The sequence below is a fragment of the Cellulomonas fulva genome (genome assembly GCF_018531375.1).
GTDB classification, from domain to species: Bacteria; Actinomycetota; Actinomycetes; order Actinomycetales; family Cellulomonadaceae; genus Cellulomonas; species Cellulomonas fulva.
In genome coordinates this window covers 662,775-675,099 of record NZ_JAHBOH010000002.1, presented here as the reverse complement: position 1 = coordinate 675,099, position 12,325 = coordinate 662,775, and the positions used below count along the sequence as shown (strand labels likewise).

Below are 12,325 nucleotides of genomic sequence, written 5' to 3'. Positions count from 1 at the left end.
CCCAGCCACCCACGGGGTGGGCACCAGGCCTCCATCTCAACCATCAACCCACCCCGCAACACGGGACAGGCCATATGGCATCGACTACTTGGCACACTGTTGAGTTCTCAAGGAACAGACGCGCATCTCCCCGGGATCTTGCGATCCCGAGCCAGAGGCTTGTGTGTTCTCCCCGCTCGCCGTGGCGATCCGGGGGCTTCCGTACTCTACCCGATCTTCCCGGCCTCCGGAACCACCCTTGCGAGCTTCTCCGTGGCCCGGCTTCCCAGGCAGCCGTCTCGTCCAGGGCGCACGAAGCGCCGCTCGAAGAGTCGGGGTTGGCCGCCTGCGGGACCGACCACCTGCTGCGGATCCTCGCGGATCCGGACTCGGTGTCCGTTCCTCCCTGCCGGGCGACCTGTGGAACATTACGCGGACGTTGCGGCGCTCGGCAAATCGCGGTCGCGTGACCCCCGTCACCACGCGCTGGCAGACCGTTGACCTGCGGAAACGCACCGCCCTCCGGTGGCCGGGCGCCTGCGGAGGGCGGCGGCGGTCCCGCACGCGGGCGTCAGGCCCCCGCGTCGATTACCGCGAGGGTGCGCTTGCCGCGCCGGAGCACAGCCCAGCGACCGTGCAGGAGGTCGTCCGGCGCGAGCACCGCGGCCTCGTCGGGCACGCGGACGTTGTTGACCGACGCCCCTCCCTCGGCCACCGCGCGCCGCGCCTCGGACTTGCTCTTCACCACGCCCGTCGCGGCGAGCAGGTCGACGACGAGGTCGCCGGCCCGTCCGGGTGCGGTCGGCAGCTCGGCGACCGCCGCTCCCAGGGTCGCGGCGTCGAGGTCCGCGAGCGAGCCGCGGCCGAACAGCGCCTGCGACGCAGCGACCACCGCGTCGGCGGCCGCCGTGCCGTGCACCAGCGCCGTCACGTCGTAGGCCAGGGCCCGCTGCGCCTCGCGGGCCGCCGGCCGCGCCGCGACCGCCTCGGCGAGCTCGTCGATCTGCTCGCGCGTGCGGAAGGTGAAGACCTTGAGGTAGCCGACCACGTCGGCGTCGTCCGCGTTCAGCCAGAACTGGAAGAAGGCGTAGGGCGTCGTCATCTCCGGGTCCAGCCAGACCGTGCCGGACTCGGTCTTGCCGAACTTGGTGCCGTCCGCCTTGGTGATCAGCGGCGTGGTGAGCGCGTGCACCGCCGTGCTCTCGACCTTCCGCACCAGCTCCACCCCGGACAGCAGGTTGCCCCACTGGTCGGAGCCGCCCGTCTGCAGGGTCACGCCGTGCCGGCGGTGCAGCTCGAGGAAGTCCATGCCCTGCAGGATCTGGTAGCTGAACTCGGTGAACGAGATGCCCTGCTCGCTGTGCAGCCGCCGGGCGACGGTGTCCTTGGCGAGCATGGTCCCGAGCCGGTAGTGCTTGCCCACGTCGCGCAGGAAGTCGATCGCCGACAGCGGCGCCGTCCAGTCGAGGTTGTTGACCAGGGTGGCGGGGTTGTCGCCGTCGAACCGCAGCAGCGGCGCGATCTGGGCGCGGATCCGCTCGACCCAGCCGGCGACGACGTCGCGGGAGTTGAGGGTGCGCTCGCCCGTCATCTTGGGGTCGCCGATCAGACCGGTGGCCCCGCCGACGAGGGCGATCGGGCGGTGCCCGGCGTCCTGCAGCCGGCGCACCGTGAGGATCTGGACCAGGTTGCCGATGTGGAGGCTCGGCGCGGTGGGGTCGAACCCGCAGTAGAGGGTCACCGGCCCCGCGGACAGCGCCGCGCGCAGGGCGTCGGCGTCGGTGGAGGTCGCGATGAGCCCGCGCCAGGCGAGCTCGTCGAGGATGTGGGTCACGTCGTTCTCCGGTCGTGGTCGTCGCTGGGCGACGGGGGTCGGCGAGCTCAGGCTCGTTCAGGCTCGTTCACGTGGGTGCGGACCGGTCCGGTGGTCGGACGGCACGCGCGGGCGGTCGGTGGCCGACGTCGTCGCCCCGTCACGGGGCGTCTTCCGACGCCGGCTGGCGATAGCCCGCACCCGCGGAGGCTCCGGACGGGTGCCCGGCCCCTCGCGACGAGCGGTACGCCGGCCGGTACGCCGACACGGTGCGCTCGTCGGTCAGCCAGTAGCGCCACGGATGACGCCCCGCGTCGCCGCCCGCACCGGACACGCCCACCCGGGGCCCGCTCGCGTGGGTGGAGATCGTCGCGCCCTCGTGACGGTGCACGACGACCGCGCCCCCGGCCTCCGTGACGTCGGCGCCGTTGGCGCCGAGATCCAGGCCGAGGCACACGGCGAGCCGCGCGGGACCGCGCGCGAGCTGGCGGTGCGAGTCCACGACGCCCACGCTCTCCCGGCGGTGCCAGGCGAGGTCGCTGCCCTCGACCACCTCGCCGGCGCGCAGCAGGACGGCCGACGGCGACCCCGTCGGCTCGGTCACCACGTTGACGCAGTGGTGCAGCCCGAGGTGGCGGTAGACGTACAGCCGGCCGGGCTCGGCGAACATGACGGCGTTGCGCGCCGTCCGACCGCGGAAGGCGTGCGAGCCGGGGTCGTCGGCGCCGCCGTACGCCTCGACCTCGGTGACGCGGACGGTCACGTCACCGTCGGCGGACCGGGAGGTGACGTAGGCGCCGAGCAGGTCACGCGCGACGGCGTGCACGTCGCGGGCGTACCAGACGCGCGCCGGCACCGACACGAAGCGCCGCGGGTCGGCGGCGTCCGGTGTCCGGGGCACCTCGCGGGGCGGGCCGGACACCGGACCGGCGCCGGGCTCGTCGCGCTCCACCACCGAGCCCCCCGCGCGCACGGGCGCCGGGGCAGTCGGGTCGGGTGCGTCGGTCACGGGGTCATCCTGCCAAACCCGTCCACCCGGACATCGGCGCGTCCGCGGGTTCCCTCGCGCGCGAAGTGCGCGGCCTCGTCGGACATCCAGCGCACCCAGTGCGCACGGGCGGCCTGCCCGTCGCGCGCGAGCCCGCGCTCGAGCCGGACGTCGGGCGGCGCCTCCACCCACATGCGGAGCACCGCGAGCGGGTCGGCGGCGCGCTGGGCCGAGCCGCAGCCCTCGAGGACCAGCAGGTCGGGGACCGGGACGTCCACCCAGTCGGCGAACCTCCCCCGCTCCCAGTCGTACCGCTGGAAGCGGCCGGGCCGGCCCCGTCGCAGCGGCTCGAGCACCTGGGCGGACAGCCGCGGCCACAGCGAGCCGTCCAGCCCGTCCCAGCCCTCGTAGAGGTCGTCCAGGTGCACGACGAGGGAGCGCGTGCCGCCACGGGCCGCGCGCTCGGCCACGCCCGCGGCGGTCGTCGTCTTGCCCGATCCCGCGGGGCCGTCCACGCAGACCAGCCGCACGGGGCCGAGGCGGGGGGACGCCGCGAGGGCGCGCTCGACGATCGTCGCGAGCGCGCCCTCGTCGGGCGTCCGGGTCGGTGCCACCGACGGGCGGTCAGGAGGCCCAGGCGCGCAGCTCGCCGGCCCGGTCCCGGGCGCGGCCGAGCTGCTCCGCGACCCGCACCGGAGCGGTGCCGCCGTGCGCCGAGCGCGAGGCGAGCGACCCCTCGACCGACAGCACCGCGCGGACCGCGGGGGTGAGGTGCGGCGAGATCGCGGCGAGCTCGTCGTCGGTGAGCTCCCAGAGCTCGATCGCCGGCTCGTGCGCCTCGCACGCCCGGACGCACTCCCCCGCGACTTCGTGCGCGACCCGGAACGGCACGCCCTCACGGACCAGCCACTCGGCGACGTCGGTCGCGAGCGAGAAGCCCTGCGGGGCGAGCGCCGCGAGCCGGTCGGTGTCGAACGTGAGAGTCGCGACCATGCCCGCGAAGGCCGGGAGCAGGACCGTCAGCTGGTCGACCTGGTCGAACACCGGCTCCTTGTCCTCCTGCAGGTCACGGTTGTACGCGAGCGGCAGGCCCTTGAGCGTCGTGAGCAGGCCGGTGAGGTCACCGACCAGGCGACCCGCCTTGCCGCGCGCGAGCTCGGCCACGTCCGGGTTCTTCTTCTGCGGCATGATGCTCGACCCGGTGGAGAACGAGTCGTGCAGCCGCACGAAGCCGAACTCCTTGGTCGCCCAGAGGATGACCTCCTCCGCCAGCCGGGAGACGTCCACCGCGAGCATCGCCGCGACGAACGCGAACTCGGCCACCACGTCACGCGACGCCGTGCCGTCGATCGAGTTCTCCACGGGTGCGTCGAAGCCCAGCTCCGCCGCGACCGCCGCGGGGTCGAGCCCCAGCGACGAGCCGGCGAGGGCGCCCGAGCCGTACGGCGAGACCGCCGCGCGACGGTCCCAGTCCACGAACCGCTCGACGTCGCGCAGCAGCGGCCACGCGTGCGCGAGCAGGCTGTGCGCGAGCAGGACCGGCTGCGCGTGCTGCAGGTGCGTGCGTCCCGGCATGGGCGCCGCACCCGCCGCGTCGGCCTGGGCGACGAGGGCGTCGACGACGTCCAGCGCCAGCCCGGCGATCGCGCGCGCCTCCCGCCGCAGGTACATGCGCACCAGGGTCGCGATCTGGTCGTTGCGCGAGCGGCCCGCGCGCAGCTTGCCGCCCAGGTCCACGCCCGCACGCTCGATCAGGCCGCGCTCGAGGGCCGTGTGCACGTCCTCGTCGTCCGGCGACGGCCCGAACGCGCCCGACGCGACGTCCGCGCGGAGCCGCTCGAGCGCGTCGACCATGCCCCGCTCCTCCTCGTCGGACAGGAGGCCGGCCGCGTGCAGGACGTGCGCGTGCGCGACCGAGCCCGAGATGTCGACGTCCGCGAGGCGCCAGTCGAAGTGCGTCGAGCGCGACAGGTCCGCCAGCGCGGCGGCCGGTCCGCTGGCGAACCGGCCGCCCCACAGGGCGAGCGGGGCGGCCGCGGACGACTCGTCAGGCATCGATGCCGCCCTGCGAGCCGAGGTCCTCGGCGTTGCCGAACCGCACGTCGCGCGCCGCCGCGAGCTTGCTCGACAGCCCGTAGATCTCGATGAAGCCCTTGGCCGCGGCCTGGTCGAACGTGTCACCCGTGTCGTACGTCGCGAGGTTGAAGTCGTAGAGCGAGGCGTCCGACCGGCGGCCGCTCACGACGGCCCGGCCGCCGTGCAGGACCAGGCGGACGTCGCCCGAGACGTAGCGCTGGGTGTCCGCGATGAACGTGTCGAGCGAGCGCTTGAGCGGCGAGAACCACTGGCCGTCGTAGACCAGCTCGGTCCAGCGCTGCTCGACCTGGCGCTTGAACCGCGCCTGCTCGCGCTCGACGGTCACGTTCTCGAGCTCCTGGTGCGCGGCGATCAGCGCGATCGCGCCCGGTGCCTCGTAGACCTCGCGGCTCTTGATGCCGACCAGGCGGTCCTCGACGATGTCGATGCGCCCGACGCCCTGCGCGCCGGCCCGGCGGTTCATCTCCTGGATCGCCTGCAGCGGCGTGACGGGCACGCCGTCGAGCGCGACCGGGACGCCCGCCTCGAACGTGATGACGACCTCGTCGGCGACCGGCGGGAACGTCGGGTCGTCGGTGTAGGTGTAGACGTCCTTGGTGGGGCCGTTCCAGATGTCCTCGAGGAAGCCCGTCTCCACCGCGCGGCCCCACACGTTCTGGTCGATCGAGAACGGGTTGTGCTTCGTGGTCGCGATCGGCAGCTTGTTGCGCTCGGCGAACTCGATGGCCTTGTCGCGGGTCAGCGCGAGGTCGCGGACCGGCGCCAGGCAGGTCAGGTCGGGGGCGAGGGACGTGATGCCGACCTCGAAGCGGACCTGGTCGTTGCCCTTGCCCGTGCAGCCGTGCGCGACGGTCGTCGCGCCGAACTGGCGCGCCGCGCGCACCAGGTGCTTGACGATCACCGGGCGGGACAGCGCCGAGACCAGCGGGTACCGGTCGAGGTACAGGCCGTTGGCCTGCAGCGCCGGCATGCAGTACTCCTGGGCGAACTCGTCGCGCGCGTCCGCGACGTAGGCCTCCACGGCGCCGCAGTCGAGCGCGCGCTGGCGGATGACGTCGAGGTCCTCTCCGCCCTGGCCGACGTCGACGGCCACGGCGATCACCTCGGCGCCGGTGGCCTCGGCGATCCAGCCGATGCCGACGGAGGTGTCCAGGCCGCCGGAGTACGCGAGGACGACGCGCTCAGTCATGGTGCTCTTCCTTCAGGTTCGTTCGGGAGGGGATGCTCTCGAGGGGGTGGTGCTTGGTCGGTTCGGTGCCGCGCACGTCCGAGGCCAGGGCCAGGAAGCGCGCGGCGAGCGCGGACCCGTCGGGGTCGCGCGACACGACGAGGATCGTGTCGTCGCCCGCGATCGTGCCCAGCGCCGCCGGGAGGACGGAGTGGTCGATCGCGGACGCGAGGAACTGCGCCGCGCCCGGCGGGGTCCGCAGCACGACGAGGTTGCCCGACGACTCCGCGGTCAGCAGGAGCTCGCCGCACAGCCGAGCGAGCCGGGCCGCGAGGAGCTCGGCCGTGTCCGCGTCGGCGGGCACCGGCATCGTGCGCACCGCACCCTCGGCGGGGATCGCGTACGCGAGCGCACCGGACGCGGTGCGCACCTTGACCGCGCGCAGCTCGACGAGGTCGCGCGACAGCGTCGCCTGCGTCACGCTCACGCCCTCGTCCGCCAGGAGCTCGGCGAGCTGCTGCTGGGAGTGCACCGTGCCGCGCGACAGGAGGGCTGTCACCAGCGCCTGCCGCGCGACCTTGGTCTGCGGCACCGTCGTCGGGCTCACGACGCTCACGCCTGGGCCCCGAGCAGGAACGTCAGGAGGGCCTTCTGCGCGTGGAGGCGGAACTCGGCCTCGTCCCAGACCACCGACTGCGGCCCGTCGAGCACGTCCGCGGTGATCTCCTTGCCGCGGTAGGCCGGCAGGCAGTGGAGCACCTGGGCACCGGGTGCGGCCAGGGCCAGGGCGGCCGCGTCGAGACGGAACGGCACGAACGGCGTCTCGCGCTCGGCGGCCTGGCCCTCCTGGCCCATCGACACCCACGTGTCGGTGGCCACGACGTCGGCGCCCGCCACGGCCTCGTCGCGCGACGCGACGACCGTGACCGAGCCGCCCGTCGACGCCGCGACGCGCTGCGCGTCCGCCACGACCGCCTCGTCGGGCCAGTACCCCTCGGGCGCGCCGACGCGGACGTGCATCCCGGCCGTCGCGCCGCCCAGGAGGTACGAGTGCGCCATGTTGTTGGCGCCGTCGCCGACGAAGGCGAGCGTCAGCCCGGCGAGCGCGTCGACACCGCCGCGGTGGCGGGCGACCGTCGCCAGGTCCGCGAGGATCTGGCACGGGTGGAACTCGTCGGTCAGCGCGTTGACGACCGGGACGCCCGCGTGCGCGGCGAGCTCCTCGATGCGCGTCTGCGCGCCCGTGCGCCACACCACCGCGGCGACCTGGCGGCCCAACACGCGCGCGGTGTCCGCGATGGACTCGCGCGTCCCGATCTGCGCCAGGTTGCCGTCGACGACGAGGGGGAAGCCGCCCAGCTCCGCGACACCGGTGCAGAACGAGACCTGCGTCCGCAGCGTCGGCTTGTCGAAGATGATCGCGACCGCGCGCGGACCGGCCAGGGGCGTGCGGACCTGGCGGTCCTCCTGGAAGGCGAGGGCGAGCTCGAGCACGGCCTTCTGGTCGGCGGGGCTGAGGTCGTCATCCCGGAGGAAGTGACGCGTCACGCGAGGCTCCCGTCGTCGAGGCCGCGGAGGGCACTGTCGTCATCCCGGAGGAAGTGGCGCGTCATGCCGCCACCTCGGCGGGGTCGAGCTCGGCCAGGAAGTCGACGAACGTCCCCGCCTGCTCGTCGGTCAGGACGAACGGCGGCGCGAGGCGGATGCTCGTCGGGTTGACGGGGTTGACGATGAACCCGGCCGCGAGCGCGCGCGACGCGACCGCCGGCGCGACGGGTGCGGACAGCCCGATGCCGATCAGCAGCCCCTCGCCCCGGACCGCCTCGACCAGCGGGGTGTCCAGGTCCAGGATCCGCCGGCGCAGCCGCGCACCCAGGCCGGTGACGTGCTCCAGCAGACCGTCGCGCTCGATCACGCCGATGGTCGCGAGCCCGGCAGCCGACGCGACCGGGTTGCCGCCGAACGTCGAGCCGTGCTGCCCCCGTCCCAGCAGCGACGCCGTCGAGTCGCCGAACGCCAGGAGCGCACCGACCGGGAAGCCACCGCCGAGGCCCTTGGCGACCGTGACCGCGTCCGGGACGACGCCGCCGCCGATGTGCGGCAGCTGGTGCGCGAACCAGGAGCCGGTGCGGCCCATGCCGGTCTGCACCTCGTCCAGCACCAGGAGCGTCCCGTGGCGCGCGGTCAGCCGCCGCGCCTCGGCCAGGTAGCCGGGCGGCAGCGGGAGCACGCCCGCCTCGCCCTGCAGCGGCTCGACGAAGAGCGCCGCGACGTCACCGGGCGCGAGCGCTGCCTCGAGCGCCGCGACGTCGCCGAAGGGGACCCACTCCACCCCGCCGGGCAGCGGCTCGAACGGCTCGCGGTAGGCGGCCTTGTGGGTGAGGGCGAGCGCGCCCATGGTCCGGCCGTGGAACGCGCCCTCGAGCGCCAGGATCCGCGGGCGGCCCGTGCGACGCGCGAGCTTGAACGCCGCCTCGTTCGCCTCGGTCCCGGAGTTGGTGAGGAACACGCGCGAGCCGTCGGGCGCCTGCGCCAGCTGCAGCAGGCGCTCGGCGAAGGCGATCTGCGTCGGCGAGCCGAAGAAGTTCGACACGTGCCCGAGCGTCCCGAGCTGCGCGCTGATCGCGGCCGTCAGCGTCGGGTGCCCGTGCCCCAGGCTGTTGACCGCGATGCCACCGAGCAGGTCCAGGTAGCGGTTGCCGTCGGCGTCCCACACGTAGGGGCCTTCGCCCCGGACCAGCACGCGCTGGGGCGGGCCGAACGTGTCCATGACCGCGTGCGTGTACCGGTCGGTCCACTGCGCGACCGAGCCGTCCGCCGCGGCGGTGGGCAGGCCGTCGACGGTCGAGGCCGCCGCGCGCAGCGCGCGGCGCGTGGTCGGCCCGGGCTCGCTCGTCGGGCTGGACGGCGGGCTCGTCGTCTCGCTCATGCGGACACCTCCGGGTGGACGACCGGGACCGGCGCGGTGAACGGCGCGTCCGCGGGCTCTTCGTCGGGCAGGACCATGGTGCCGATGCCGTCCGAGGTGAAGACCTCGACCAGGATCGAGTGCGGCGCGCGACCGTCGATGACGTGCGCCCGCCCGACGCCGCCCTCGACCGCGCGCCAGCAGGCCTCCATCTTGGGCCGCATCCCGGCGTCGAGCGTCGGCAGGACGTCCGCGAGCTGGGACGCGCGCAGGCGGCGCACCAGCGACGAGCGGTCCGGCCAGCTCAGGTAGAGCCCCTCGACGTCGGTGAGCACGATCAGCTTGCGCGCGCCGAGCGCCACGGCGAGCGCGGCCGCGGCGGTGTCCGCGTTGACGTTGAGCACCTGCGTCGGGTCGTCGATGTCCGGCGCGACCGTGCTGACCACGGGGATGCGCCCCGCGTCGAGCAGGTCCTGCACCGCGCCCGGGTTGACCTTCACGACGTCCCCGACGAGGCCGACGTCCACCGGCTCGCCGTCGACGACCGCGGTGCGGCGGCGGGCCTGGAGCAGGCCGCCGTCCTCGCCGGACAGGCCGACCGCGTGCGGGCCGTGCGCGTTCAGCAGGCCGACGAGCTCGCGCGAGACCTGGCCGGTCAGCACCATCCGGACGACGTCCATGGCCTCGGGCGTCGTGACGCGCAGCCCGCCGCGGAACTCCGACTCGATGCCGAGGCGGTCGAGCATCGCGTTGATCTGCGGGCCGCCGCCGTGCACGACGACGGGGCGCAGCCCCACCTGGTGCAGGAAGACCATGTCCTGCGCGAACGCCCGCTTGAGCTCGTCGTCGACCATCGCGTTGCCGCCGTACTTGACGACGACGAGCGCGCCGGTGAACTTCTGCAGCCACGGCAGCGCCTGGATCAGCACCTCGGCCTTCTGGTCCGGGCGCAGGTCCGTGCGGGTGTCGAAGTGGAAGTCGTCGGGCGTGGGCTGGTTCACGTCGAGTACTCGCTGTTCTCCGTGACGTACGCGTGGGTCAGGTCGTTGGTCCAGAGCGTCACGACCTCGTCGCCCGCGTGGAGGTCCACCAGGACGTGCACCTCCCGCTGGCCCGCGAGGCGGACGTCGGTCCGGGGCGCGTGCGCGCCGCCGGCACGGCAGATCATCACGCCGTTGATCGAGACGTCGAGCTCGGCCGGGTCGAACGCCGCGACCTCCTCCGGCACGGTGCCGACCGAGGCGAGGATGCGGCCCCAGTTGGGGTCGTTGCCGTAGATCGCGGCCTTGAAGAGGTTCGACCGCGAGACCGCGCGGGCCACCGCGAGGGCGGCGTCCTGCGTCTGCGCGCCCGCGACCGTGATCGCGATGTCGTGCGTCGCGCCCTCCGCGTCGGCGACGAGCTGGCGCGCGAGCTGGGCGGCGACGGCCGTGACCGCCGCGGCGAACGCGGCCGGGTCCGGCGCGACGCCCGAGGCACCCGAGGCCAGGAGCACGACCGTGTCGGAGGTGGACATGCACCCGTCGGAGTCGACGCGGTCGAAGGTCTGCCGCGTCGCGGTGCGCAGCGCGGCGTCCGCGGTCGCGGCGTCGACCACCGCGTCCGTCGTGATGACGCAGAGCATCGTCGCCAGCCCGGGAGCGAGCATGCCCGCGCCCTTGGCCATGCCGCCCACGTGCCACACGCCGTCGTCGCCCGGGACCGTCATGTCGGCGGTCTTCGCGACGGTGTCGGTCGTCATGATCGCCGTCGCCGCGGCCGGCCCGCCCGTGGTGGACAGCGCGTCGCGCGCAGGCTCGACGCCGGCGAGCAGCGTCTCGATCGGGAGGCGCTCGCCGATCAGGCCCGTCGAGCACACGACGACGTCCCCCGGGGAGACGCCGAGCGCCGCCCCGACGGTCTCGGCGGTGCGGTGGACGTCCAGGAAGCCCTCGGGACCGGTGCACACGTTCGCGCCGCCCGAGTTCAGGACGACCGCGCTCACGACGCCGTCCGCGACGGCCTGCCGCGACCAGGTGACCGGGTGCCCGACGACGCGGTTGGTGGTGAAGACGGCGGCGCCGACCTGCAGCGGGCCGTCGTTGACGACGAGCGCGAGGTCCGGCCGGCCGGACGCCTTGAGCCCCGCCGTCACGCCGCTCGCGCGGAAGCCCTCGGGGGCGGTGACGCCGGGTGAGCGCTGGTCGGCGCCCTCGAGCGTGATGGTCGTCGTCATGGCGCCACTCCGTCCACGGGGAGGCCGAGCGTCTCGGGGAGCCCGAGCGCGAGGTTGAGGGACTGCAGGGCGCCACCGGCGGTGCCCTTGACGAGGTTGTCGATCGCGGTGACGGTCACGACGCGGCCCGCACGCGCGTCGACGGCCACCTGCACCAGCGCCGTGTTGGCGCCGAGGGTCGCCGCCGTCGTCGGCCACTGGCCCGGGGGCAGCAGGTGCACGAACGGCTCGTCGGCGTACGCGGACTCCCAGGCCGCGCGCACCGCCGACGGGTCCGTGCCCGGCGCGAGCCGCGCGGTCGCCGTCGCGAGGATCCCCCGCGCCATCGGGACGAGGGTCGGTGTGAAGGAGATCGTCACCTCCGGCGCGCCGGCGGCGCGCAGGTTCTGCGCGATCTCGGGGATGTGCCGGTGCGTGCCGCCCACCGCGTAGGGCTGGGCCGATCCCAGGCCCTCCGACGCGAGCAGGTGCGGCTTGAGGCTCTTGCCCGCGCCCGAGTAGCCGTTGGCCAGCACCGCGACGAGGTCGGTGGGCTCGAGGACGCCCGCGGCGACGCCGGGCTGCAGGCCGAGCGTGACCGCGGTGACGTTGCAGCCGGGCACGGCGATCCGGGTCGCACCGGCGAGCGCCTGGCGCTGCGCGACGGCGGCGGGCTCCCCCGCGTGCAGCAGCTCGGGCAGGCCGTAGGGCCACGTCCCGGCGTGCTCGCTGCCGTAGTAGGTCTGCCAGTCCCCCGCGTCGACGAGCCGGTGGTCGGCGCCCAGGTCGACCACCACGGTCCGCGGGTCGCGGGCAGCGAGCTCCGCGGCGACCGCGCCGCTCGCCCCGTGCGGCAGCGCGAGGACGACGACGTCGTGGCCGGCGAGCTCGTCCACGGTCGTCGGTGCCAGCACCCGGTCCGCGAGCCCGCGCAGGTGCGGCTGGTGCTCGCCGAGCACCGACCCCGCGGTGGAGTGGGCCGTGACGGTCTCGATGCGGGCCTCGGGGTGCTGCAGGAGCAGGCGGAGGGTCTCCCCGCCCGCGTACCCGCTGGCGCCGGCGACGGCCACGGTGAACGACATGCGCATGAACATACACTCCGACGCGAAGTGATGCACATACGGGTGACTCGAACACACGGCTGGAACACACCGACGCGTCCCACGGTTGCACCCCGT

At 74.4% G+C, this 12,325-nt stretch carries 11 protein-coding genes; all 11 read right to left on the bottom strand.

All coding sequences use genetic code 11. From position 1 onward, the window contains the following. Positions 1-550: 550 nt before the first annotated feature. On the bottom strand, positions 551-1,813 hold the full coding sequence (tyrS, locus tag KIN34_RS16520) for a tyrosine--tRNA ligase (protein ID WP_214353076.1): 1,263 nt from the start codon (positions 1,811-1,813) through the stop codon (positions 551-553). 139 nt (positions 1,814-1,952) lie between these two features. After that, positions 1,953-2,693, bottom strand: coding sequence for a DNA-3-methyladenine glycosylase (locus KIN34_RS16515; RefSeq protein ID WP_307858313.1), 741 nt, complete (start codon positions 2,691-2,693; stop codon positions 1,953-1,955). A gap of 104 nt (positions 2,694-2,797) precedes the next feature. Continuing rightward, complete coding sequence (locus KIN34_RS16510; protein ID WP_214353075.1) at positions 2,798-3,394, bottom strand: uridine kinase family protein; 597 nt, start codon at positions 3,392-3,394, stop codon at positions 2,798-2,800. Between the two features lie 10 nt (positions 3,395-3,404). Next, entirely contained in the window at positions 3,405-4,835 is a 1,431-nt protein-coding gene (argH, locus tag KIN34_RS16505; RefSeq protein WP_214353074.1) for an argininosuccinate lyase, read from the bottom strand. Further along, on the bottom strand, positions 4,828-6,066 hold the full coding sequence (locus KIN34_RS16500; protein ID WP_214353072.1) for an argininosuccinate synthase: 1,239 nt from the start codon (positions 6,064-6,066) through the stop codon (positions 4,828-4,830). The genes argH and KIN34_RS16500 overlap by 8 nt, the downstream gene beginning before the upstream one ends. Continuing rightward, complete coding sequence (locus tag KIN34_RS16495; protein ID WP_372449566.1) at positions 6,059-6,652, bottom strand: arginine repressor; 594 nt, start codon at positions 6,650-6,652, stop codon at positions 6,059-6,061. The genes KIN34_RS16500 and KIN34_RS16495 overlap by 8 nt, the downstream gene beginning before the upstream one ends. Before the next feature lie 5 nt (positions 6,653-6,657). Beyond that, positions 6,658-7,593 carry an ornithine carbamoyltransferase gene (gene argF, locus KIN34_RS16490; protein WP_214353068.1) on the bottom strand — a complete coding sequence of 312 codons (936 nt, stop codon included), beginning with the start codon at positions 7,591-7,593 and terminating at the stop codon, positions 6,658-6,660. Between the two features lie 61 nt (positions 7,594-7,654). Continuing rightward, complete coding sequence (locus KIN34_RS16485; protein WP_237689905.1) at positions 7,655-8,974, bottom strand: acetylornithine transaminase; 1,320 nt, start codon at positions 8,972-8,974, stop codon at positions 7,655-7,657. Continuing rightward, positions 8,971-9,954, bottom strand: a complete 984-nt coding sequence (gene argB, locus KIN34_RS16480; protein ID WP_214353066.1) for an acetylglutamate kinase — start codon at positions 9,952-9,954, stop codon at positions 8,971-8,973. The genes KIN34_RS16485 and argB overlap by 4 nt, the downstream gene beginning before the upstream one ends. Then, positions 9,951-11,168, bottom strand: a complete 1,218-nt coding sequence (gene argJ, locus KIN34_RS16475; protein ID WP_214353064.1) for a bifunctional glutamate N-acetyltransferase/amino-acid acetyltransferase ArgJ — start codon at positions 11,166-11,168, stop codon at positions 9,951-9,953. The genes argB and argJ overlap by 4 nt, the downstream gene beginning before the upstream one ends. Continuing rightward, the gene (gene argC, locus KIN34_RS16470; RefSeq protein WP_214353062.1) at positions 11,165-12,229 is read right to left on the bottom strand and encodes an N-acetyl-gamma-glutamyl-phosphate reductase; all 1,065 of its coding nucleotides are present in this window, start codon (positions 12,227-12,229) and stop codon (positions 11,165-11,167) included. Before argC ends, argJ begins: the two co-directional genes overlap by 4 nt. Positions 12,230-12,325 lie beyond the last annotated feature (96 nt).